This is a genomic window from Curtobacterium sp. MEB011 (assembly GCF_030209655.1).
Classification (GTDB): domain Bacteria; phylum Actinomycetota; class Actinomycetes; order Actinomycetales; family Microbacteriaceae; genus Curtobacterium; species Curtobacterium poinsettiae.
In genome coordinates, this window is sequence record NZ_JARVRN010000011.1 from 226146 (window position 1) to 250312 (window position 24167).

Annotated in this window: 22 protein-coding genes; 19 read left to right on the forward strand and 3 right to left on the reverse strand. The window is 71.1% G+C overall.

Annotated elements, in window-relative coordinates; all coding sequences use genetic code 11:
* The first annotated feature begins 94 nt into the window (after positions 1-94).
* Entirely contained in the window at positions 95-1822 is a 1728-nt protein-coding gene (locus tag QRN30_RS14285; protein WP_284761252.1) for an FHA domain-containing protein, read from the forward strand.
* 65 nt (positions 1823-1887) lie between these two features.
* On the forward strand, positions 1888-2643 hold the full coding sequence (locus QRN30_RS14290) for a hypothetical protein (protein ID WP_056068818.1): 756 nt from the start codon (positions 1888-1890) through the stop codon (positions 2641-2643).
* Positions 2644-2691: 48 nt separating this feature from the next.
* Here QRN30_RS14290 and QRN30_RS14295 read toward each other — a convergent pair whose 3' ends face one another.
* Positions 2692-3684, reverse strand: a complete 993-nt coding sequence (locus QRN30_RS14295; protein ID WP_194590518.1) for an asparaginase — start codon at positions 3682-3684, stop codon at positions 2692-2694.
* A gap of 34 nt (positions 3685-3718) precedes the next feature.
* Between QRN30_RS14295 and QRN30_RS14300 the strand changes: the two genes are divergently transcribed.
* From QRN30_RS14300 to rbfA, 12 genes are all read left to right on the forward strand, one after another.
* Complete coding sequence (locus tag QRN30_RS14300) at positions 3719-4228, forward strand: OsmC family protein (protein ID WP_017885731.1); 510 nt, start codon at positions 3719-3721, stop codon at positions 4226-4228.
* Positions 4229-4234: 6 nt separating this feature from the next.
* A complete protein-coding gene (locus QRN30_RS14305) occupies positions 4235-5206 on the forward strand; it encodes an FKBP-type peptidyl-prolyl cis-trans isomerase (protein WP_194590519.1) in 972 nt (323 codons plus the stop codon).
* A gap of 2 nt (positions 5207-5208) precedes the next feature.
* Entirely contained in the window at positions 5209-6321 is a 1113-nt protein-coding gene (dxr, locus tag QRN30_RS14310; protein ID WP_284761253.1) for a 1-deoxy-D-xylulose-5-phosphate reductoisomerase, read from the forward strand.
* 128 nt (positions 6322-6449) lie between these two features.
* Entirely contained in the window at positions 6450-7778 is a 1329-nt protein-coding gene (locus QRN30_RS14315; protein ID WP_284761254.1) for a M50 family metallopeptidase, read from the forward strand.
* 25 nt (positions 7779-7803) lie between these two features.
* Positions 7804-9318, forward strand: a complete 1515-nt coding sequence (locus QRN30_RS14320; protein ID WP_284761255.1) for a purine-cytosine permease family protein — start codon at positions 7804-7806, stop codon at positions 9316-9318.
* Complete coding sequence (locus QRN30_RS14325) at positions 9315-9875, forward strand: cysteine hydrolase family protein (RefSeq protein WP_017885726.1); 561 nt, start codon at positions 9315-9317, stop codon at positions 9873-9875. Before QRN30_RS14320 ends, QRN30_RS14325 begins: the two co-directional genes overlap by 4 nt.
* 56 nt (positions 9876-9931) lie before the next feature.
* The gene (gene ispG, locus QRN30_RS14330; protein WP_171907786.1) at positions 9932-11086 is read left to right on the forward strand and encodes a flavodoxin-dependent (E)-4-hydroxy-3-methylbut-2-enyl-diphosphate synthase; all 1155 of its coding nucleotides are present in this window, start codon (positions 9932-9934) and stop codon (positions 11084-11086) included.
* A 492-nt stretch (positions 11087-11578) separates the two neighbouring features.
* A complete protein-coding gene (locus QRN30_RS14335; protein WP_284761256.1) occupies positions 11579-13330 on the forward strand; it encodes a proline--tRNA ligase in 1752 nt (583 codons plus the stop codon).
* A gap of 258 nt (positions 13331-13588) precedes the next feature.
* Complete coding sequence (nusA, locus tag QRN30_RS14340) at positions 13589-14584, forward strand: transcription termination factor NusA (RefSeq protein ID WP_031259736.1); 996 nt, start codon at positions 13589-13591, stop codon at positions 14582-14584.
* 68 nt (positions 14585-14652) lie between these two features.
* Positions 14653-14964 (forward strand): YlxR family protein, encoded by a 312-nt coding sequence (locus QRN30_RS14345; RefSeq protein WP_031259737.1) that lies wholly within the window; start codon positions 14653-14655, stop codon positions 14962-14964.
* A 74-nt stretch (positions 14965-15038) separates the two neighbouring features.
* Entirely contained in the window at positions 15039-17891 is a 2853-nt protein-coding gene (gene infB, locus QRN30_RS14350; protein ID WP_042540195.1) for a translation initiation factor IF-2, read from the forward strand.
* A gap of 114 nt (positions 17892-18005) precedes the next feature.
* On the forward strand, positions 18006-18476 hold the full coding sequence (gene rbfA, locus QRN30_RS14355) for a 30S ribosome-binding factor RbfA (protein ID WP_042540197.1): 471 nt from the start codon (positions 18006-18008) through the stop codon (positions 18474-18476).
* Here the strand turns inward: rbfA and QRN30_RS14360 are convergent.
* Positions 18473-19372 (reverse strand): iron-sulfur binding domain-containing protein, encoded by a 900-nt coding sequence (locus tag QRN30_RS14360; RefSeq protein WP_502869541.1) that lies wholly within the window; start codon positions 19370-19372, stop codon positions 18473-18475. The two genes, rbfA and QRN30_RS14360, sit on opposite strands and share 4 nt — an antisense overlap.
* Positions 19373-19451: 79 nt before the next feature.
* Here QRN30_RS14360 and QRN30_RS14365 point away from each other — a divergent pair, with 79 nt between their 5' ends.
* The 5 genes from QRN30_RS14365 to QRN30_RS14385 are packed head-to-tail and all read left to right on the forward strand — an operon-like array spanning position 19452 to position 22714.
* The gene (locus tag QRN30_RS14365; protein ID WP_052481889.1) at positions 19452-19898 is read left to right on the forward strand and encodes a hypothetical protein; all 447 of its coding nucleotides are present in this window, start codon (positions 19452-19454) and stop codon (positions 19896-19898) included.
* Positions 19899-19920: 22 nt separating this feature from the next.
* Complete coding sequence (gene truB, locus QRN30_RS14370) at positions 19921-20883, forward strand: tRNA pseudouridine(55) synthase TruB (protein WP_194590524.1); 963 nt, start codon at positions 19921-19923, stop codon at positions 20881-20883.
* Positions 20880-21245 carry a hypothetical protein gene (locus QRN30_RS14375; RefSeq protein ID WP_042540201.1) on the forward strand — a complete coding sequence of 122 codons (366 nt, stop codon included), beginning with the start codon at positions 20880-20882 and terminating at the stop codon, positions 21243-21245. The genes truB and QRN30_RS14375 overlap by 4 nt, the downstream gene beginning before the upstream one ends.
* Positions 21246-21290: 45 nt before the next feature.
* Positions 21291-21743, forward strand: a complete 453-nt coding sequence (locus QRN30_RS14380; protein ID WP_017887161.1) for a hypothetical protein — start codon at positions 21291-21293, stop codon at positions 21741-21743.
* Positions 21744-21751: 8 nt separating this feature from the next.
* Entirely contained in the window at positions 21752-22714 is a 963-nt protein-coding gene (locus QRN30_RS14385; RefSeq protein WP_284761257.1) for a bifunctional riboflavin kinase/FAD synthetase, read from the forward strand.
* A 135-nt stretch (positions 22715-22849) separates the two neighbouring features.
* Here the strand turns inward: QRN30_RS14385 and QRN30_RS14390 are convergent, their stop codons facing one another.
* A complete protein-coding gene (locus QRN30_RS14390) occupies positions 22850-24082 on the reverse strand; it encodes a DUF349 domain-containing protein (RefSeq protein ID WP_017887163.1) in 1233 nt (410 codons plus the stop codon).
* Positions 24083-24167 lie beyond the last annotated feature (85 nt).

Here is a 24167-nt window from a genome sequence, read left to right on the forward strand (position 1 = left end):
GGTCGCGCCGACCCCCGTCGAGCAGGCACCGCCGCCGCCGTTGCAGCAGCCCGACACGCACGGCCGACGATCCGACCCCGCCTCCGACGCCTGGTTGCCCGAATCCACGCTCGACCCCGCGACCCGTGCCTGGCTCACCGGTGCCGACCGCCGCGGCGAGGAACCGCCGGCCCCCGTGCCGGTGCAGCGTCCCGATGACCTCGCCCCACGACAGGCGCCCTCGCACGTGCACGGTGCCGGGTCGGGGCTCGACGACTGGTCGGGTGCGGCGGACCGGTCAGCGGCCGAGCCGGTCCTGGACCCCGACGCCTACGCGTCCGACCCGCTCGACGCCGACGACCCCGAGCGGACCCGGATCGCCCCGGCACCCGGTCGACCCGCGACACCCGCGGCGCCGGCGAACGACGCCGATGCGCCCACCGTGCAACAGCCGGTGCCGTCTCCGCCAGCCGCTCCCGTCGCTCCCGTCGCGCCTGTCGCGCCCGAGCCCTCGCTGCCCGTCTGGGCACCGCCAGCCGACTCCGCACCGCCGGCAGCACCCGCCGGTCCGTCCTGGTGGGTGGGCCGGGGCGCACCTGCCGCCGCCGAGTCACCCGCCGAGCCGGTCGTCCCGCCCATGCCAGGAGCACCGTCCGAACCGGTCGCCGAGCAGGACGCTCCGGCTTCCGCGCGTGCGTCCGACGCGCCGGTCGTTTCCGCGCCGGAGCCAGACCACCTGACCGTCGCTGCCTCGGAGACCGCTGCCGACGACGACCAGTCGCCCGTCGTGTCGCCCCCGCAGCCCGGGGACACCGCCGTGGTCGAACCGCTGATCGACCGCCGTCCGCCGCGTCCGGCCCCGCTCGTCACACCGGGCATGCACGAGACGACCATCTGCCACGTCTGCGGCAACCGGCTCGAGCCGGACGACATCTTCTGCGGTGAGTGCGGGGCGGTCCGGCCCGCCGTGACCGCGGCCTTCACCGGCCCGGTCATGCCGTTGCCGATGACCCGGCCCGACTGGGCAGCGGACGACACCGCCGGCACCGAGACGTCCGAGGCGAGCACCGCCACGAACCAGGACGACGGGCACGACAGCAGTGCGGACGAGCCCGCGGACCCAGACGGGTCCGCCGACGTCGCCGCACTCGACGAGCCGGATGACGAGATCCAGGCGGACGACGAGTCCGTCCCCGCCGACGTGGAGCAGTCGAGTCCGGGCGGACGCCCCCGCGGGGCGCACGCTACACCGGAGACCGAATCGGAGACACCGCGCGGGGCGCCTTTCGTCGCGGATTCGCCGATCCCACCCGTGCCGGGTTCCGTCGCCGCGCCGTCCTCGGCGCCGTCCACCACGACCACGGGCGCACCGCTCGCTGCGCCCCTGCCCCCGATCCCGGGCGTGACCGGACCGGCGCTGCCCCTGCAACCTGCTGACCGGCCGGACTCGAACGCCGGAGTCGACGACCTCGACGAGGACGTCGACGAGACCCGCATCGTCGCGAAGACCCCGACCCGGGCTCCGTTCGTGCTGCACTTCAGCACGGGTGAGCGGCTCGGCGTGCACGGCACCGGGCTCCTCGGTCGACTGCCCCGACCGCAGCCGGGGGAGCGCTACGACGACCTGCTGACCGTGCACGATCCGGGCAAGTCCGTGTCGAAGACCCACCTCGAGCTCGGCCGGGACGGCGATGACCTGTGGGTCTCGGACCGGTTCTCCGGCAACGGCACGGTCGTCCGGCACATCGACGGATCCATCCGCCGCTGCGAGCCCGGTCGCCGGTACCGCGTCGAGCGGGGCGCGCGCGTCGACATCGGTGAGCAGTTCTTCCTGGTGCAGTAGGGCACTTCTCCACAGATCCGCTCCCGGGCCAACGTCGGGCACCCGGTTCCTGGTGCGATGGGGACATGTCCCGGTTCACCGCTCGCTGCGTGGTCGTGGGGGCCGCGGTCGCGCTCGTCGTGGTCGGCGTCCTCGCGCCGCTCAGCGGCGTCGGGCACGGTGTCCTGCTCGGCGCAGGCGCGTGCTGCGCCCTGGTCGACGTGGTGCTCCACCGTTCCGCGTCGGCGCTCCCGGCGGACCGTCCGGTCGTGGTGGTCGCGCCGTCGATCCCCGACCGGGTCGGTGCTCCGGGCACACCTCCTGACACGTCGGAACGCCTCCACGTGCTGCAACCGCCGGCGGCCCTCGTCCCCGACGCCGATGGTGGGTCACCCACACTCGTCCTCGGACACGGTCCCGGCGATCACGTGGTCCGGGTCGATGCGGCGTCACACGTCGCGGTCGTCGGGACCGGGGCACTGGCCCTCGCGGTGTTCCGCGGGCTCGCCGAGCAGCTCCGTGCCGCTGCCGTCCACGACGGGGACGACCTGCGGTGGGCCGTCGCGCCCGGACTCCTGGACGCCGGGGGACCGACCAGCGACGAGCCCTCGCTGCGCACCCTGCCGCGGGGCACCTCGGTCGCGGTGTGGATGGACGAGGGCGGCCGACCGCTCGGCACCGTGGTGCTCGTGGCCGGACTCGGATCGGTGCCCCGACACCGGGACGTCACGGTCGAGGTCACGCGGTACGGCTGTTCCGTCCGCCGATCCGACGACCACGACGTCGTCCGGGTCGCCCCGGCGCTCCCGCTGCTCGACCTCGACCCCGTCGGCACCGGCTGAGGAAGCGCGCCGCACGAGGGCCGCCGATCGATCGGCGACGACCGAGCATCAGCGCAGCCCGGCGCCCGCGCGCACCGTCCCGACGGGCACGCCGCCACCGAGGACCCGCTCACCGGTCGCCTCGAGCACGTCGGCCACCCCGTCGGCCGCGACGAGCCCGTTGCGCTCGAGCAGGGCCAGGGCTGCCAGGGTGCCGGCCCGTTGCGAGCCGTCGAGCACCTTCACCGCGACCGCCGCACCGCCGGGCAACCCCATGACCATGACGCCCTCGGCACCGAACTTCGCCAGCACCTGCAGCCGCTCGATGGTCACCGTGTTCGCACGTCCGACGCCGTCGATCGCCCACGGGTGGGCCAGGACCGCGTCGGTCAGGGCGGCGGAGTCGTCGTCGGCCCGTGCCACGACCCCGGCGAACCCGCGCGCGAGCCCGGTCAGGCTCAGCGGGAACACGGGAGCGCCGCAGCCGTCCGTGCCGACCAGGTCGACGGTCTCGTGCGTGTACTCCTCGACCACGGAACGCACCCGCTGCTGCAACGGGTGCTCCGTGTCCAGGTACGTGGCTTCGTCCCACCCGTTCACCCGGCAGGCGGCGAGCATGCCGGCGTGCTTGCCGGAGCAGTTCATGGCCAGTCGGCGGGGGCCGTCCATCGTGCGGGCGGTCCTGCGGTCGAAGGGCATGTCCGGCGGGCAACCGAGGTCGGCCTCGACGTGGTCGAAGGACTCGAGCATGTGCAGGGCGAGCGCCTGGTGCGCGGCGGTGCCGGCGTGGCTCGCGGTGGTGAGGACGAGCTCCTCGTCGGAGAACAGCGCACCGGCTCGTCGGACCGCCAGCGCCTGGAACGGCTTCATGGTGGAACGCGGGTAGATGCTCGCGGTCACGTCGCCGACGGAGTCGATCACCGTGCCGGTCGCGTCGACGACGACGCCGGCTCCGACGTGTCGGCTCTCGTCGAACCCTGAGCGTTCGAGCACCGCCAACTCGACGGAACCGTCGGCGGTGAGAGGATGGCGATCACTGCGGACTTCGGGGCTCACCGTCATGCCGCCATGCTAGCCAAGGCGAAGGGGCGCACCCGTGCACGACCACTCCTACGAGGTCTCCGTCAGCTGGACCGGCGACCGCGGGACCGGCACCTCCGGGTACCGCGACTACGGCCGCGAACACGTGGTCTCGGCCACCGGCAAGCCCGACGTCCCCGGCTCCGCCGACCCGACGTTCCGCGGGGACCGTGACCGTTGGAACCCCGAGGAGATGGTGGTCGCGGCACTGGCCCAGTGCCACATGCTCAGCTACCTGCACGTCGCGGTCACGAAGGGCTTCACCGTCGTCGACTACCGGGACACCGCGACCGCGTCGCTCCGCCTGAACCGCGACGGGTCGGGCGAGCTGACCGAGGCGACCCTGCACCCGGTGGTCACGATCCTCGAGGCCGACCGGGTGGCGGACGCCGAGGCCGCGCACACCACGGCCAACGAGCTCTGCTTCATCGCGCGGTCGGTGGCGTTCCCGGTGCACCACGAGCCGCAGCTGGTCGTCCGACCTGCGTCATTGGCAGGGGACTCTTCGGCTGGTGGGGCAGACTAGGTTCCCGTGAAGCGTCTCCGCCTGCTCCCGATCGCCATCGTCCCCGCCGTCGTGCTGGGACTCGCCGCCTGCTCCGGCTCCGGTTCGAGCGGGCCCTCGGCCTCGCCGACCCCGTCGGCCAGTGCCACGGCCTCGGCGATCACCTCGTGCCCCGACCCCGGCAAGTCGTCCGACTCGATCAAGGCGACCGGGGCGTTCGGGGGAGCGCAGGCGCCGACCGTGAAGTTCGCGTCCGGTCTGTCCGCCAAGACCCCGCAGGCCACCCGGCTCGTGCAGGGCAAGGGCGCGTCCCTCGACGAGGGCGACTACGCGCAGGTCTCCTACAGCGTGTACGAGGCGTCCGACGCCAAGAAGCTCGGCACCGTCGGCTTCGACGAGGGCAACCCGCAGGTGCTCTCCGTCGGTGGCAAGGGCTTCGGCGCGCTCCTGGCCTGCTCGAAGGTCGGCGACCGGATCGCCGCGGTCGGACAGTCCTCCGCACTCGGCTTCAACACCGGCGGCGAGATCGTCGTGGTCGCCGACGTCGTCGCGCAGACCCCGACCAAGGCGAACGGCACCCCGCAGGACCAGGACCCGGGACTGCCCTCGGTCAAGGACAAGGCTTCCGGTGAGCCGGAGATCACGGTCCCGAAGGGCGTGAAGGCACCCACGAAGACCACGGTCGAGGTGCTGAAGCAGGGCGACGGCGCCGCGATCGCCGACGGCGACACCGCGCTCGTGCAGTACAAGGGCGTCGTCTACGACACCGGCAAGGAGTTCGACTCCTCGTGGTCGAAGGGCGTCCCCACCACCTTCACCGTCTCGGAGAGCGCGCTCATCAAGGGCTTCGTCACCGGGCTCGTCGGCCAGAAGGTCGGCTCGCAGGTGCTCATCGTCGCCACGCCGGAGGACGCCTACGGCGCCAACCCGCGGGAGGGCTCGGGCATCCCGAAGAACGCCACGCTCGTCTTCGTCGTCGACATCCTCGCCAAGGGCTGACCGTGACGGACGACCGCGTCGGCAGCGCCGGTCCGGAGCGTCGGCGCATCGTCGTCCTCGGCAGCACCGGCTCGATCGGCACCCAGGCGCTCGACGTCGTCGCCCGCAACCCCGACCGGTTCGAGGTCGTCGGGCTCACTGCCGGCAGCAACCGTGCACTGGTCGCCGAGCAGGCCGCCCGGTTCGGCGTCCGCGACACGGCGTTCGGTGCGGCCGACTCGGAGCAGCTCGTCCGCAGCGTCGAGGCCGACGTCGTCCTGAACGGCATCACGGGCTCCGTCGGCCTCGGTCCGACGCTCGCGGCGCTCGAGAGCGGTGCCACACTGGCCCTCGCCAACAAGGAGAGCCTGATCGTCGGCGGCTCGCTCGTGCAGCAGGCCGCGTCGCCCGGGCAGATCGTGCCCGTCGACAGCGAGCACTCCGCGATCGCGCAGGCGCTCCGTTCCGGCGCCGACACCGAGGTGCAGCGGCTCGTCCTCACCGCGAGCGGCGGTCCCTTCCGCGGGCGCACCCGTGAGCAGCTCCGCGACGTCACCCCCGCCCAGGCGCTGGCGCACCCCACCTGGGACATGGGACTCGTCGTCACGACGAACTCCGCGACCCTGGTGAACAAGGGGCTCGAGGTCATCGAGGCGCACCTGCTCTTCGGCGTGCCGTACGACCGCATCGACGTCACCGTGCACGCGCAGTCGATCGTGCACTCGATGGTCGAGTTCGTCGACGGCTCCACCATCGCCCAGGCATCGCCGCCGGACATGCGGCTGCCGATCGCGCTCGGCCTGGCCTGGCCGGACCGCGTGCCCGGCGTCGGCGTCCCGCTCGACTGGACGACCGCGAGCACGTGGACGTTCGAGCCCCTCGACCAGGACGCCTTCGGAGCCGTTGCCCTCGCGAAGCGGGTGGGCGAACTGGGGGGGACGTTCCCGGCCGTGTTCAACGCCGCGAACGAGCAGGCCGTCGCCGCGTTCCACGCCGGCGCGATCGGTTTCCTGGACATCGTCGACACGGTCGAGCGCGTCGTCGAGGAGCACACCGCGGGGGAGCCGTCGCTCGACGGCGTGCTCGCTGCGGAGCAGTGGGCGCGCACCGCTGCGGACCGCGCACTGACCCGCTGACGCGGGTCGCGCCTCCCGTCCGACGCGGAGGCGGCAGACCGCGGACGTGACGCACCGGCCTGGAGGCCCAGCTCGCCTCGCAGACGGCGCTCGGCTCCGTCATGGAATCAGTCCCGTACTCTTTCCCGGTGACCGTCGAATCCGTCCTGCTCTTCGTCCTCGGCGTGGTCGTCTTCATCATCGGCCTGCTGGTCTCGATCGGACTCCACGAGCTGGGGCACCTGTCCTTCGCGAAGCTCTTCAACGTCAAGGTGACGCAGTACTCGCTGGGCTTCGGCAAGGCGATGTGGTCGTTCAAGCGGGGTGAGACCGAGTACGGCATCCGCCCGATCCTGCTGGGCGGGTACATCTCGATGGTGGGCATGCTCAAGCCGCGCGCTTCGGGCCGCGAGATCACGAACACGGGGATGTACAGCGCGTTCGTGCAGGACGCCCGTCAGGCCAGCGCCGAGCAGATCGCGGACTCCGGCGGCGACGACTCCCGCGCCTTCTACCGCCTGACGCCGTGGAAGCGGATCATCGTGATGGTCGCAGGCCCGGCGATGAACCTGGTGATCGGCATCGTGCTGTTCGGCGTGCTGCTGTGCGGGTTCGGGGCACCGACCACGACCTTCACGTCGAGTGTCGGCTGCGTCCTGCCGAACAGCCGGACGACCGAGTGTTCGCCCGGCGACGCCGTGTCCCCGGCGAAGCAGGCCGGCATCGAGTCCGGCGACGTCGTGCTCTCGGTGAACGGCGAGCAGGACCCCACGATCACGCGCGTCTCCCAGGTCTTCCAGGAGTCCGCGGGTGAGCAGGTCACCGTGGTCGTCGACCGCGACGGCGCGCGGAAGACGCTCGAGATCACCCCGACGACCGCCACCCGTGACGTCTACGACGCCGAGGGGAAGGTCGTCAAGAACGACGACGGCACCACGAAGACCCAGCGCGTCGGCGTGGTCGGCGTCAGCATCGGTCAGTCCTTGGTGCGGCAGTCCCCGGCCGCGGTCCTGCCCGCGACGGGCGCCCAGATCGCCGCGTCGGCGCACCTGATCATCGACCTGCCGCAGCGTCTGGTCGCGGTGTGGAACGCCGCGTTCGGTGCGCAGGAGCGGTCGCAGGACAGCCCCGTGTCGGTGGTCGGTGTCGGTCGTGCGATCGGGGAGGTCTCGTCGATGAGCGGTGTCCCCGTGGTCGACAAGGCGTACACGATCCTCGGGCTGCTGGCCTCGCTCAACATCGGCCTGTTCGTGCTCAACATGGTGCCGCTGCTGCCGCTCGACGGCGGGCACATCGCGGGCGCGCTGTGGGAAGCGATCAAACGACGGTCGTTCAAGCTCGTCGGCAAGACCGACCCGGGGCCCATCGACCTGGCGAAGACGATGCCGCTGACGATGGTCGTCGTGGTGCTGCTGGCGGGCATGAGCGCGCTGCTCATCTACGCCGACATCGTCCGACCTGTGAACCTGTTCGGGTAGCGCTCGGAGCCACTACGCTCAGCGCATGAGCACAGCCGCCACGAACCCTCCCGAGGTTCGCGCCGTCGAACGACAGGGGCTCGACGTCATCGCCGAGTCGGATCGGAAGGGCTCCCCGAGGGGGCTGTTCTGGCCGTGGTTCGCGGCGAACATCTCCGTCCTCGGCATCGCGTACGGGTCGTTCGTCATCGGGTTCGGTATCTCGCTGGCCCAGGCGACGATCGTCTCGGTCATCGGGGTGGTGTTCTCGTTCCTGCTGTGCGGCATCGTCGCGATCGCCGGCAAGCGCGGTTCGGCGCCGACCATGGTGCTGAGCCGAGCGGCGTTCGGGGTCCGCGGCAACCGGGTGCCCTCGTTCCTCAGCTGGGTCCTCACCGTCGGGTGGGAGACCTCGCTCGCCGCGCTGGCGGTCCTGGCGACCTCGACGGTCTTCACCGAGCTCGGTTGGGACGGCGGGGTGCTGACGAAGGTCGTCGCGCTGATCGTCGTCGCAGCGCTCGTGGTCGGCGCCGGGATCGCCGGGTTCGACGTGATCATGCGCCTGCAGACCGTGATCACCGTCGTCACCGCCGTGTTGACCGTCGTCTACATCGTGCTGGCCGCGCCGACGATCGACTTCGCGGCGCTCGGTGCCCTGCCGTCCGGCAGCACCCAGAACGTCATCGGGGCGCTCGTGCTCGTGATGACCGGGTTCGGCCTGGGCTGGGTGAACGCCGCCGCCGACTACTCGCGGTACCTGCCGCGGGGCGCGTCCACCGGTGCTGTCGTCGGGTGGACGACCCTCGGTGGTGCACTGGCACCGGCGATCCTCGTGGTCTTCGGCGTCCTGCTCGCCGGGTCCTCGCCGGACCTGAACGCGGCGATCCAGGACGACCCGATCGGCGCGCTCACCACGATCCTGCCGATCTGGTTCCTCGTCCCGTTCGCGATCGTGGCGATCCTCGGGCTCGTCGGGGGAGCCGTCCTCGACATCTACTCGTCGGGCCTCGCGCTGCTCAGCGCCGGCGTGAAGATCCCGCGGCCGGTCGCCGCCGGGGTCGACGGCGCGTTCATGGTCGCCGGCGCCGTGTACATCGCCTTCTTCTCGGAGAGCTTCGTGAAGCCGTTCCAGGCGTTCCTCGTGACCCTCGGAGTGCCGATCGCCGCGTGGGCCGGCATCTTCGTCGCCGATGTCCTGCTCCGTCGTCGCGCCTACGCCGAGGCGGAGCTCGACGATCGCCGCGGGCGCTACGGAGACGTCCGGTGGCTGCCGATCGCGCTCGTCGTGCTCGGCACGGTGCTCGGCTGGGGTCTGGTCACGAACACGTACGGCGTCCCCGCGTGGCTGAACTGGCAGGGCTACCTGCTCGGCCCGTTCGGACTCGGCGGACGCGGAGGGGCCTGGGCGTACGCGAACCTCGGCGTGCTCGTGGCCCTGCTGGTCGGGTTCCTCGGCACGCTGCTGTTCGCGCGTGGGTCGATCCGCCGTCAGGAAGCACTGAGCACCCCGGAAGCACTCGGCGCCCCAGAAGCACTCGGCACCCCGGACGACCTGCGATGAGCGCGGAGGTCCCCGACGACGCCTGGCTCGTCGTCATCGACATGCAGCAGGTCTTCACCGGCGAGAACCCGTGGGCGGCACCGCGCTTCGACCACGCCGGCGCCGGCATCGAACGGCTCCTGCCCCGGTTCACCGGTCGCACGGTCTTCACCCGCTTCGTCGCCCCGGTCCAGCCCGAGGGTGCGTGGGTGCCGTACTACCGCGAATGGCCCTTCGCGCTGCTCCCGGACGCCGACCCGCTGTACGCGCTCACCGAGCCCTTCGCGTCTGCTGCCGCGGACCGGAACGACCCCGTCGTCACGGAACCGACCTTCGGCAAGTGGGGGACGGGCCTCCAGGCCGTCGTCGGCGACCATCCGCACCTGGTGCTCACGGGGGTGTCGACCGACTGCTGCGTGCTGTCGACCGCGCTGGCGGCGGCGGATGCCGGCGCGACGGTGACGGTCGTGGCCGACGCCTGCGCCGGCGCCAGCGACGCGGACCACGACCGGGCCCTCGCGGTGATGCGGCTCTACGCCCCGCTCATCACGGTCGTGGACTCGGTCAGGGAGCTCTGAACGGACCCACGGGGACCGGAGCCGGCATGGTCAGACCGAGCGCGTAGAGTGCTCACGTGCCCGCAGTCAACCTCGGTATGCCCAAGTCCCCCGAAACCCTCGCTCCGCGTCGCAAGTCGCGGCAGATCCGGGTCGGCAAGGTGCTCGTGGGCGGCGACGCCCCGGTGTCCGTGCAGTCGATGACCACGACGCAGACCACCAACATCAACGCGACGCTGCAGCAGATCGCCGAGCTCACGGCGTCGGGCTGCGACATCGTCCGGGTCGCCGTGCCCACGCAGGACGACGCCGACGCGCTGGCGATCATCGCGAAGAAGTCGCAGATCCCCGTGATCGCCGACATCCACTTCCAGCCGAAGTACGTCTTCCAGGCGATCGACGCCGGCTGCGCGGCGGTCCGCGTCAACCCGGGCAACATCCGCAAGTTCGACGACCAGGTCGGCGCGATCGCCAAGGCTGCCAAGGACGCCGGCGTCTCGCTCCGCATCGGTGTGAACGCGGGGTCGCTCGAGCCGAGCCTGCTCCAGAAGTACGGCAAGGCCACCCCCGAGGCGCTCGTCGAGTCCGCCGTGTGGGAAGCCTCCCTGTTCGAGGAGCACGACTTCCACGACTTCAAGATCTCGGTCAAGCACAACGACCCGATCGTCATGGTGAAGGCCTACCGCCAGCTGGCCGCCGCTGGTGACTGGCCGCTGCACCTCGGTGTGACCGAGGCCGGGCCGGAGTTCCAGGGCACCATCAAGAGCGCCACCGCGTTCGGCATCCTGCTGGCCGAGGGCATCGGTGACACCATCCGCGTGTCGCTCTCGGCCCCGCCCGCGCAAGAGGTCAAGGTCGGCCTGCAGATCCTGCAGTCGCTCAACCTGCGCGAGCGCAAGCTCGAGATCGTCTCCTGCCCGAGCTGTGGCCGCGCCCAGGTCGACGTCTACCAGCTCGCGAACGACGTCACGAAGGGGCTCGAGGGCATGACCGTCCCGCTCCGCGTGGCCGTCATGGGCTGCGTCGTGAACGGACCGGGCGAGGCACGTGAGGCCGACCTCGGCGTCGCCTCCGGCAACGGCAAGGGGCAGATCTTCGTCAAGGGCCAGGTCGTCAAGACCGTGCCCGAAGCCGAGATCGTCCAGACGCTCATCAACGAGGCGAACCGCATCGCGGACGAGATGGGTCCCGCGGCCGCCACCGGCACGCCCCAGGTGATCATGGCGCCGTAGGCGCGACCACCATCCCGACCGGAGGCCCGGTGCCAGCTGGCACCGGGCCTCCGGTCCGTCGTCGTGCGGTGCTGGTGCCGGCGCCGGTCTGCACGGTGCGGGCTTCGCGCTTCCGTGTGGGGTTGATCGCCCCGTGCGAGCCTGCAGGCGCGCACGGAGCGGCTGGTGCCGCACCTGCCGATCAACCCCGCACCGTGCAGCGCTGCTCCGCGACGCCGGCGACGCCGGCGACGTCGGCGACGCGCCTGCCGCACCGGGGAACGGCCTGGAGGCCCGGCGCGGCTGCTCGACGTGCGTCCCGTCGGCACGGTGCGGACTTCGCGAGCGGCAGCCGGGTTGATCGCCCCGTGCGAGCCTGCAGGCGCGCACCGAGCGGCTCGTGCCGCACGAGCCGGCGAACCTCGCACCGTGCCGAGCGGCGATCCTCGCGCACAGCGGCGGGGGCACCGCCGGGAACCCGCGCCGCCGGCCCGCCGCCACTAGGCTTGCCCCGTGGTCACACGGCTTTCGCATCTGTTCCTCCGTACGCTCCGCGACGACCCCTCCGACGCCGAGGTGACGAGCCACAAGCTGCTCGTCCGCGCCGGGTACGTCCGTCGCCAGTCCCCGGGGATCTTCGCCTGGCTGCCGCTCGGCCTCCGGGTGCGCGCCAAGATCGAGGCGATCATCCGCGACGAGATGGTCGCAGCCGGTGCGCAGGAGGTCCTGCTGCCAGCGCTCCTGCCGCGTGAGCCGTACGAGGCGACGAACCGCTGGACCGAGTACGGCGACGGCATGTTCCGCCTGCAGGACCGCAAGGGGTCCGACTACCTGCTCGCCCCCACGCACGAGGAGATGTTCGCGCTCCTGGTGAAGGACCTGTACTCGTCCTACAAGGACCTGCCGGTCACCCTGTTCCAGATCCAGGACAAGTACCGCGACGAGGCCCGGCCCCGCGCCGGCCTCCTGCGCGGCCGCGAGTTCACGATGAAGGACGCGTACTCGTTCGACCTCACGGACGAGGGGCTCGAGCGCAGCTACCAGGTCATGCGCGATGCGTACGAGAAGATCTTCGCCCGCCTGGGCCTCGACTACGTCATCGTCAAGGCCGATGCCGGCGCGATGGGCGGCTCCAAGTCCGAGGAGTTCCTGCACCCGATCGGCGTCGGCGAGGACACCTTCGTCCGCAGCGCCGGCGGTTACGCGGCCAACGTCGAGGCGTACGTCACCCCGGTCCCCGAGTCCCTGCCGGTCGAGGGCCAGCCCGAACCCGTGCTCCTGCCGGCGTCGGACACCCCGACGATCGACACCCTCGTCGCCCACGCCAACCAGGTCGCCCCGCGCGACGGCGCACCGTGGACCGCGGCCGACACGCTGAAGAACGTCGTCCTCGCGCTCACGCACCTCGACGGCACGCGCGAGGTCGTGGTCGTCGGCCTGCCCGGTGACCGCGACGTCGACCTGAAGCGTGCCGAGGTGTCGTTCGCCCCGGCCGAGGTCGAGGCCGCCGGCGACGACGACTTCAAGAAGCACCGTGGCCTGGTGAAGGGCTACATCGGCCCGCAGGTCCTCGGCGCCGACAGCGCCACCGGCATCCGCTACTTCGTCGACCCGCGTGTGGTCGGCGGCACGAGCTGGATCACCGGCGCCAACGAGCGCGGCGTGCACGTCTCCGGTCTCGTCGCCGGCCGCGACTTCGTGGCCGACGGTGTCGTCGAGGTCTCCGACGTCCGCGCCGGCGACCCGTCCCCGGACGGCTCCGGCCCCCTCGAGACCGCCCGCGGCATGGAGATCGGGCACGTCTTCCAGCTCGGTCGCAAGTACGCCGAGGCGCTCGGCCTCAAGGTGCAGGACGAGAACGGCAAGCTCGCCACGGTGACGATGGGCTCCTACGGCATCGGCGTGACCCGCATCCTCGCGATCCTGGCCGAGTCCCACAACGACGAGAAGGGCCTGGTCTGGCCGAAGAACGTCGCACCGTTCGACGTGCACATCGTCGCCACGGGTCGCGACCAGGTCGCCTACGAGCTGGCATCCTCGGTCGTCGCCGAGCTCGAGGGCGAACGGTTCGACGTGCTCTACGACGACCGCCCGAAGGTGTCGCCCGGCGTGAAGCTCCGTGACGCCGAACTGCTCGGCATGCCGATCGTCGTCGTCGCGGGTCGCGGCGCCGCCGACGGCGTCGTCGAGCTGTGGGACCGTGCGACGGGCGACCGCCGCGACGTGCCGGTGGCCGAACTGCTCGACGCGGTCCGCGCGATCTGACACGACGCCGTCGTGTCCGCTGGACACCGCCGATCCGACGAGACGCCGCCCAACCGGGCGGCGTCTCGCGCATCTGGCGGCGTCTCGGCGAGACGACGTCGTGTCACGACCTGGACGTGACCACCTGGCGGACGGGAGGCCCGTGGCGACGCCGCCACGGGCCTCCTGTCCGCCGTCTGGTTCTGGGGTACGCTTGTGGCCGACTTCTGCGCAGTTCCACCCCGCAGGAGCGACTCATCTGAATACGGAGGCACCTCGGTGAAGATCGATCTCGCAGTCCTGCGACTCATGGAGCGCGAGCGGGAGATCCCGTTCGACGAGCTCGTCCAGATCATCGAATCTGCCATCCTGACCGCCTACCAGAAGCACGCCGACGAGAACGGCGAGCCGGCCCACGCGCAGTCGCGTGTGGAGCTCGACCGCAAGTCCGGCGAGGTCAGCGTCTACGTCCCCGAGCTCGACGACGAGGGCACCGTCATCGGTGAAGCCGTCGACCAGCCGAGCGACTTCGGGCGCATCGCGGCCTTCGCGGCGAAGCAGGTCATCAACCAGCGCCTGCGCGACATCGGCGACGACAAGATCCTCGGCGAGTTCCGCGGCAAGGAAGGCGACATCGTCGCCGGCGTGGTCCAGCAGGGCCCGAACCCGAAGATGGTGCACGTCGACCTCGGCACGATCGAGGCGATCCTGCCGCCCGAGGAGCAGGTGCCGGGGGAGTCCTACACGCACGGCTCCCGCATCCGCGTGTACGTGACGAGCGTCGCCCGCGGCAACAAGGGTCCGCAGATCACCGTCTCGCGCACGCACCCGGGCCTGGTCCGGAAGCTCTTCGCGCTCGAGGTCCCGGAGATCGCGTCCGGCGTCGTCGAGATCACCTCCCTCGCCCGTGAGGCCGGTCACCGCACGAAGATCGCCGTCAAGGCCAACGAGCCCGGTGTCAACGCGAAGGGCGCCTGCATCGGCGAGCTCGGCGCACGTGTCCGGTCCGTCACGAACGAGCTCGGTGCCGAGAAGATCGACATCGTCGACTACTCGTCCGACCTGGCGTCGTTCGTCGCGAGCGCCCTGTCGCCGGCCAAGGTGACGAGCGCGTTCGTGCTCGACGCCTCGACGAAGGCCGTCCGCGCACTCGTGCCGGACTACCAGCTGTCGCTCGCGATCGGCAAGGAAGGCCAGAACGCCCGCCTCGCCGCGAAGCTCACCGGTGCACGCATCGACATCCAGCCGGACTCCATCCTGGACGGCGAGGACTAGGACGATTTCGCCCCCGGCGTGCCCCTCGAGGGCGCGCCGGATCGCGCACGTCCGAGGCAAGGAGTAGAGTGGTTCCCGTCAGAACGTGCATCGGCAGTCGTCGTCGCGCTTCCCGATCCTCCCTCCTCCGAGTCGTCGCCCTGAGCGATGGCCGTGTCGTGGCGGATCCGAAGGCAGTCATGCCGGGCCGGGGAGCATGGCTCACACCGACCGTCGATGCCTACGATCTGGCCGTCAAGCGCAGGGCTTTCCGCCGTGCGCTCCGGTTGGATCGCGATCCCGACACGTCCGCGGTGCTCGACCACATCGTCGGTCTCCCACAGGAACCGGCCGAGCGCCCGGACATGACAGAACAGGCTGAACGGCTTATGGACAACTGATGAGCGGCTCGAAGTGAGACCCGTCATCCATTGAGTCCTGCCCCTTCACGGGGTGGGACCCGTGAAGGAGAACAGTGGCTAAACCACGCGTACACGAGATCGCAAGCGAACTCGGCGTCGACAGCAAGACCGCACTCGAAAAGCTCAAGGAGCTCGGCGAGTTCGTCCGGGGTGCCAGCTCGAGCATCGAGCCCCCCGTGGCACGGAAGCTCCGTGCCGCCCTGCAGGCAGACGGCGTCCCCGCGTCGAAGCCCGCCGACTCGGCGTCCGCGCCGAGCGCACCCGCCAAGGCCAGCGCGCCGAAGTCGAGTGCACCCAAGCCCGGCGGCCCCCGTCCGGGTCCGGCTCGTCCGGCCCCCGCGCCGGAGCCCGAGGCCCCGGCAGCACCCGCTGCCGACGTGCCGGCACCGGCCGCACCGAAGTCCGTCGCCCAGCGACAGGCCGAGGCCGAGGCCGCGCAGAAGGCCCGTGCCGAGAAGCAGGCCGCTGAGCAGCAGGCCGCCGCGCAGGCCGGCGACTCGACCGACGAGGCACCGAAGTCCGACGCGGTGAAGCCGGGCAGCAGCCCGAAGGCTCCCGCGGCGGCCGGTCCGAAGCCGGGTGGCCCCAAGCCGGGTGCACGTCCGGGCAACAACCCGTACTCGTCGAACCAGGGCATGGGCTCGCGCCCGCCGCGCCCCGGCAACAACCCGTACTCCTCCAACCAGGGCATGGGCCAGCGCCCGGCCGCCGGCGCAGCCGGTGGCGGTGGCATCCCGCGTCCGCAGCCCCCGCGTCCGGGCACGCCCCGTCCGGGTGCTCCGCGTCCGGGTGGTCCCGGTCAGGGCAACCGTCCCAACGGCTTCGGGCAGCGCCCGGGCCAGGGTGGTGGCCGTGGCGGCCCCGGTGCACGTCCGGGTGCCGGCGGCGGTGCCGGTGGCGGCTTCCCGCGTCCGGCCTTCAGCGGCCCGCGTCCCGCCGGTGGCGGTGGCCGTGGTCGTGGCCCCGGTGGTGGTACCGCCGGTGCGTTCGGTCGCGGTGGCGGCAAGAGCCGTGCCCGCAAGTCGAAGCGGACGAAGCGCGCCGAGTACGAGATGCGTCAGGCCCCGTCGCTCGGCGGTGTGCAGGTCCCTCGTGGCGACGGCAACACGGTCGTCCGACTCCGTCGTGGTGCGAGCATCTCGGACTTCGCGGACAAGATCGACGCCATGCCCGGCAACCTCGTGACGGTGCTGTTCCACCTCGGTGAGATGGCGACCGCGACCGAGTCGCTGGACGAGGCCACGTTCGAGGTCCTGGGCGACGAGCTGGGCTACAAGATCCAGATCGTCTCGCCCGAGGACGAGGACAAGGAGCTCCTCGAGGGCTTCGACATCGACCTCGAAGCAGAACTCGAGGACGAAGACGACGACGTGCTGCAGCAGCGGCCGCCGGTGGTCACCGTCATGGGTCACGTCGACCACGGCAAGACCCGCCTCCTCGACGCGATCCGCAACTCGAAGGTCGTCGAGGGCGAGGCCGGTGGCATCACTCAGCACATCGGTGCCTACCAGATCGTCGCGCAGCACGAGGGCATCGACCGCCCGATCACCTTCATCGACACCCCGGGTCACGAGGCCTTCACGGCCATGCGTGCCCGTGGTGCCCAGGTGACGGACATCGCGATCCTCGTGGTCGCGGCGGACGACGGCATCATGCCCCAGACCATCGAGGCGTTGAACCACGCGCAGTCGGCCGGTGTGCCGATCGTCGTCGCGGTCAACAAGATCGACAAGGAAGGCGCGAACCCCGCCAAGGTCCGCCAGCAGCTCACCGAGTACAACCTGGTGGCCGAGGAGTACGGCGGCGACGTCATGTTCGTCGACGTGTCGGCGCGGCAGAACATCGGCATCCAGGAGCTCCTGGACGCCGTGCTGCTCACCGCGGACGCCGGTCTCGACCTGCGTGCCAACCCCGACAAGGACGCACGTGGTGTGGCGATCGAAGCCCGACTCGACAAGGGTCGCGGTGCAGTCGCCACGGTGCTCATCCAGTCCGGCACGCTCCACGTCGGTGACGCCATCGTGGCCGGCACGGCGTACGGCCGTGTCCGTGCGATGACGGACGAGAACGGGGTCGCGGTCAAGGCTGCGACGCCGAGCCGCCCGGTCCAGGTGCAGGGTCTGTCCTCGGTGCCCCGCGCCGGTGACACCTTCCTCGTCACGGAAGAAGACCGCACGGCCCGTCAGATCGCTGAGAAGCGTGAAGCGGCCGAGCGCAACGCCCTGCTGGCGAAGTCGCGCAAGCGCATCTCGCTCGAGGACTTCACCCGTGCGCTCGAAGAGGGCAAGGTCGAGTCGCTCAACCTCATCATCAAGGGTGACGTCTCCGGTGCCGTCGAGGCACTCGAGCAGTCGCTCCTGGACATCGAGGTCGACGACAGCGTCCAGCTCCGCATCCTGCACCGCGGTGTCGGTGCGATCACGGAGTCGGACATCGACCTCGCCACGATCGACAACGCCATCGTCATCGGGTTCAACGTCCGTCCGGACGTCAAGGCCCGTGAACGTGCGGCGCGCGAAGGCATCGACGTGCGCTTCTACTCGGTCATCTACAACGCACTCGACGACATCGAGCAGTCCCTCAAGGGCATGCTCAAGCCCGAGTACGAAGAGGTCCAGTCGGGCGTCGCCGAGATCCGCGAGGTGTTCCGTTCCTCGAAGTTCGGCAACATCGCGGGTGTCATCGTCCGCTCCGGCACGATCACGCGCAACGCCAAGGCGCGCGTCATCCGCGAGGGCGTCGTGGTCGCCGATGGCCTGGCCATCGAGTCGCTGCGTCGCTTCAAGGACGACGTGACCGAGGTCCGCACGGACTTCGAAGCCGGTATCGGTCTGGGCAAGTTCAACGACATCCAGATCGGCGACGAGGTCGAGACGACCGAACTCGTCGAGAAGCCGCGCGACTGATCGCGTGACTCCTCTGGGCCCCGGCCTCCCCACGCGGGAGGCCGGGGCCCGACCCCTTTCCCACGCAGGACCACCGGCGGGAAGCGTCCCGCCACTGCCTCAGGAGGCACCCACATGGCCGATCCGCAGCGCGCACGCAAGATGGCGGACCGCATCAAGGAAGTCGTCGCACGTCGACTCGACAAGGGTCTGCGGGACCCGCGACTCGGGTTCGTCACGATCACCGACGTCCGTGTGACCGGTGACCTGCAGCACGCGTCGATCTTCTACACCGTCTACGGCACCGACGAGGAGCGCGCAGACTCCGCAGCGGCGCTCAAGGCCGCGACCGGCATGCTCCGGTCCGAGGTCGGCAAGAACATCACCGCCCGGCTCACGCCGTCGCTGGAGTTCATCGCGGACGCCCTGCCCGAGACGTCGGCGCACATGGAGGACCTGCTCGTGCAGGCCCAGGTGCGCGACGAGCAGGTCCGTGCGGCCTCGGTCGGCGCGACGTACGCCGGCGACGCCGACCCGTACAAGCGCGACGAGGACGACGAGGACGACGACTCCGAGGACGACGGCGCCGCCGAAGCCCGTTCCTAGACCCCGGGCAGCTGGTAGCCGCTCGCGTCGTCGCCGACGGCGAGACCGTCACGCAGCAGCGACGCGAGCGCCCGGTCGCGCTGGTCTGCGTCCGGCCACACCGGTTCGATCTCGGACCGGGTGACCGGCACGTCGCTGGAGCGCAGCTCGGCCATGATCAGCCCGCGGACCTGCCGATCACTGCCGGCGAACTTCGCCTGGCGCGGTGCCCGCGGTCCGTCGTGCTCCGGGTAGCCGGCAGCACGCCAGGCGCAGCGGTCCGCGATCGGGCAGGCGTCGCACGCGGGGGAGCGTGAGACGCACACCAGGGCGCCGAGCTCCATCACGGCGGCGTTCGTGGCCGCGGCGTCGTCACGGTCCACCGGCAGGACGGATTCCATCAGCGGGAGGTCCTGCTTCGCCTTCGCCGGCCCGGGTTCGCCCTGGCCGAGGACCGCCCGTGCGAGCACGCGGCGAACGTTGACGTCGACGACCGGGTGCCGGTCGCCGTAGGCGAAGACCGCGACGGCCCGTGCGGTGTAGTCGCCGATGCCCGGCAGCGCGAGCAGGGCGTCGACGTCCCGAGGCACCACGTTGCCGTGGTCGGTCGCGATCGCGGTCGCCGCGGCGTGCAGCGCGAGCGCGCGTCTCGGGTAGCCGAGCCGGTCCCAGGCGCGCACCGCCTCGGACGGAGGCGATTCCGCGAGGTCGCGAGGCGTCGGCCACCGGGTGAGCCACGCCTCCAGACGGGGGATCACGCGCGCGACCTGCGTCTGCTGCAGCATGATCTCGCTGACCAGGGTGCCCCAGGCGGGGAAGCCGGGGCGGCGCCACGGCAGGTCCCGCGCCTGCTGCCGGAACCACGCGATCAGCGGGGTGGCGATGTCGGGCCGTTCCGGCGTGACCGGTTCCTGCACACCGGCTCCCGCAGTCGGGTTGTCCACATTCCGTCTGGAGGCCCGACTCGCGTTCACCACGACAGCCTACGGTGGACGCATGGCACGCTGGGCACCCGAAGAGACCGACACGATGGCCGCGATCGCTGCAGAGGCGATCGCGCAGGTCGGCACCAACCGCACCGTCATCGGCATCGACGGGCAGGACGGCACCGACCTCGAACGGGTCGCCGCCGCGCTCGTCTCCGGGTTCGAGCAGCACGGGGTCTCCGCCATGGCGGCCGCTGCGCCGTCGGCCGACCAGGACACGCTCCGGGCTGATCTGGTCACGCCCTTCCGCACGACCGGTGCCGGCGACGGCGTGTTGATCGTGCACGGGCGGGGCCTCCTCGCCCCCGGGGTCCGCACCCTGTGGCGCTGGTCGCTGTGGGTGGAGCAGGAAGCCGGGCGGCTCGAGCGCCGGGCCGACGTCAAGATCGCGGCCTCCGCGGTGCTCGACGTCACCGATCCCGAGCACCCCCGCCGTGAGTGGAACGACGCCTGCTGACCGGCGCTGGTAATCTCTCCTGGTGCTCGAAACCGCGCCGGACGGCATCCTCCTCGTCGACAAACCGCAGGGGATCTCCAGCCACCGGGTGGTCTCCATCGCCCGCCGGCGACTCGGCCTGAAGAAGGTCGGCCACGCGGGCACCCTCGACCCCATGGCCACCGGGCTGCTCCTGCTCGGCATCGGGCCGTCGACCCGGTTGCTCACGCACCTGGTGGGGCTCGACAAGACGTACACGGCGACCATCCGGCTCGGTGTGTCGACGGACTCCGACGACGCCGACGGCACGCCCACCACGGCTCCCGGTGTGACCGCTGCCGACGTCTCGGAGGCCGCCGTCGAGGCCGCCGTCGCCGAACAGCGCGGTGTGATCGACCAGGTCCCGTCCACCGTCAGTGCGATCAAGGTCGACGGGCGCCGCGCCTACGACCTGGCGCGGAAGGGTGAGGCGGTCGAACTCAAGTCCCGCACGGTGACCGTCTCGCAGTTCGACGTCACGAACCGCAACGACCGGACCGTCACCGTGGACGGCACGGACGTCGCCGTGGTGGACCTCGACGTCGTCGTCACCTGCTCCTCGGGCACCTACGTCCGTGCGCTCGCCCGTGACGTCGGCGCGACGCTCGGCACCGGCGCACACCTCGTCGCGCTCCGTCGGACCCGGGTCGGACCGTTCGACGTGCAGGACGCGATCGACCTCGAGGACGATGCCGTCGACGTCCGCGCCGCGCTCGCACGTCCGGCGGACATCGCCCGTCGACTGTTCTCCTCCGTCACCCTCGATGCCGCGTCGGCGAAGGACCTCACCGACGGCAAGCGCGTCGCCGCGGAGCACCCCGACTCGGACGGGCCGGTGGCAGCGGTCACCGCCTCCGACGACCGGCTCGTGGGCCTGGTGTCCGTCCGGCGCGGGCTGCTCCGGGTCATCACAAACTTCCCGGCGCCCGGTGCGTCGTCCTCCTCGCAGACCGGAGCGCGCGCGTGATCGAGTGGTTCATGTGGGTGCAACTGGTGCTCGCGGTCGTGGTGGGGCTCTTCGCGGTCGTCGTGGGGTTCGTCGGCTGGAAGCCGAACGACTACACCGTCGGCGCCCTCGTCCTGATCGAGCTGCTGCTCCTGGTGCAGGGTGTCATCTCGATCGTGCTGCCGGCGACGGGCAGCCCGCCCGACGGCAACGCACTCGAGTTCGGGGTGTACGCGGTGTCGGTGCTGCTCGTCCCACCGGCCGCGGTCGTGTGGGCGCTGATCGACCGGACGAAGTGGAGCACCGTGGTGCTCGGCGCCGGGGCCTTCACCGTCGCGGTGATGGTCTACCGGATGTACCAGATCTGGTTCGCGCTGAACTGACGTCGCAGGTCATGCGCGCAGCCGCGCGTCGGTAGAATCGGTGCAATGGCGACCAGATCCTCACTCGCGACCGGCATCGGCCGCGTCCTCATCGCCGTGTACGGCATCCTCGCGCTGGCGGCGACCGGACGCAGCGTCGTGCAGATCATCGAGAAGTTCTCGTTCGCACCGTTCGCGTACACGCTCAGCGCCGTCGCCGCGGTGGTGTACATCGTCGCGATGATCGCCCTCATCGTGCCCGGTCGGTTCTGGTACCGGGTCGCCTGCGTCACGATCGCGTTCGAGATGACCGGGGTGCTCGTCATCGGCACCCTGTCGCTGTTCGACCGTCAGCTGTTCCCCGACGACACCATCTGGTCGTACTACGGCATGGGCTACGCCTTCGCGCCGCTCGTGCTCCCGATCGCCGGGCTCTGGTGGCTCCGCAAGCACCACCGCACCGCGGTCGCCGAGCCGACACCGGTTGCGTCCTCGTCCACTGCCCCGGCGAGCGAGTAGGGGCCGCCGTGCAGTTCTACGAGGACACCGCCGACGTGGCGGACGGGTTCGGGCCGAGTGCGGTCACCATCGGCAAGTTCGACGGTGTGCACGTCGGGCACCGAGCCGTCATCGCGCACCTGGAGCGTGCCGCGCGCGAGCACGACCTCGTGGCGACCGTGGTCACGTTCGACCGGCACCCACTCAATGTGATCGACCCACCGCACGTCCCGCCGGCCCTGACGAGCACCGCGCAACGCCGCGAACTGCTCGAGGACGCCGGGGTCGACGCGACCCTGCTGCTCCGCTTCGACCAGGAACTCCAGTCGAAGTCGCCCGAGGCGTTCGTGTCCGAGATCCTCGTCGACACCCTGCACGCCCGCCTGGTGTTCGTCGGCAGTGACTTCCGCTTCGGCGCGAAGGGCGCCGGTGACGTCTCCCTGCTGCGTGTCCTGGGGGAGCAGCACGGGTTCACGGTCGAGCTCATCGACGACGTGGACCTGATCGACGACGTCCGACCCGACGACGAGCGCCGGGTGTCCTCCACCTGGATCCGTGAGCTGCTCGGCCAGGGCCGCGTCGCCGAGGCCGCACGGCTCCTCGGGCGTGAACACGCCGTCCGCAGCGTCGTGGTGCACGGCAACCAGCGCGGCCGCGCGATGGGGTACCCCACCGCGAACCTCGATCCGTCGTGCGAGGGGTTCGTCCCCGCCGACGGTGTCTACGCTGCGCGGGTGCTCCACGACGGCACGGTCTACCCGGCTGCGGTGTCGGTCGGCAACAACCCGACGTTCGAGGGCGTGCCGGCCAAGCAGATCGAGGCACACCTGCTCGACGTCGACATCGACCTGTACGGCGACCGGATCTCGGTGCTCTTCGTGTCGTACGTTCGCGGCATGGTGAAGTTCTCGTCGATGGACGAGCTCGCCGCGCAGATGCGCCAGGACGACCTGGACATCCGACTGCTCCTCGGGCTGCCCGCGCCGGTCTGAGCCGCGGGTCCGCCATCCCCGCGATCACGCTGATCCAGCCTGCACGCTGATCCGGCCTGCACGCTGTGCTCGGCCCGCACGACGACGCCCCCGTGACCGTTCCGGTCGCAGGGGCGTCGTGGGTGGTGCTTCGGCTCAGCCGCCCAGGGCGTCGAGCCAGATCTTGCGGGCGTCGAGGGCTTCCTGCGCGTCCTTGATCTTCCGGGCGTCACCGGTGGCCTGGGCCGCGGCGAGCTCGGACTGGAGCTTGCCGATGGCGTCCTCGAGCTGGCTCGCGAGACCGTTCTGACGGGCCTTGCGCTCCGGGTTCGATTCCTTCCAGTGCGCGTCCTCGAGCCCACGGACGTGGTCCTCGATCGCGCGCAGGCGGTCCTCGACACGACGGACATCGGCGCGGGGGACCTTGCCGATCTCGTCCCACCGGCGCTGGATCCCGGTCAGGGTCTTGCGCGCGGCGACCCGGTCGGTCGCCTGCAGGAGCGGCTCGGCCTCGGTCAGCAGGGCCTGCTTCGCTTCGAGGTTGGCGGAGAACTCTTCGTTCTCGGCCGCGCTCTCGGCGTGGCGCTGCTCGAACAGCACGTCACCCGCGGCCTTGAAGCGCGCCCAGAGTGCGTCGTCGTGCCGCTTGCCCGCCCGCCCGGCGTTCTTCCAGTCGTCGAGGAGCTGACGGTAGTCCGGGATCGCGTCGGAGCCGCGGGGTGCGAGGGCCTCGGCCTGCGCCACGAGCTCCTGCTTGCGGGTCCGGGCGTCACGGTGCTGTGCGTCCAGCTCGGAGTAGAAGGCACGACGGTGCTGGTCGACGGTGGACCGCGCTGCGCGGAACCGCTTCCAGAGGTCGTTCGCCTCGTTCTTGGGGATCCGGGGCCCGTCGTGCTGGTGCTGCTGCCAGCGTGCGAACACGTCGTCGAGCTGCGCCGTGATCTGCTTCCACTGCGCGCGCGCCGGGTCGACCGCGGCGAGTGCCTCGGCTTCCTCCACCAGGGCGGTACGGTGCGCCAGCGCGTCCTGCAGGGCCTGCTGCGCCTGCTCTGCCTGCTCCTTGGTGAGCGAGCCGAGCTGCTCGGCCAGGACACCCACGCGGGTCTCGAGCGACTTGATGTCGCCCACCACCCGTGCGTCGGCCACCAGGGCCGTCAGGTGCTCGACCGTCCGGGCGACGTCGTTCGCCGACGCGCCGCGCTGGACGCGCTGCTCGGCGATCTTCACCTGCCCCTCGAGGTCGGCGTACTTCCGCGCGAAGTAGGCGAGTGCTTCTTCGGGGGTGGCGTCCGGGTACTCACCGACAGCACGTTCGGTCTCTTCGTACCGGACGTACACGGTCCCGTTCTCGTCGACCCGCCCCCAGGTCGTTGCTTCGTCAGATCCCACAGGTCTCGCCTCGATCGTGGTCGTGCATCGCCGACGTCACCGTCGGCACGGTCAGGTCGTCAGCCTATTGCACGGACGGGCTCCG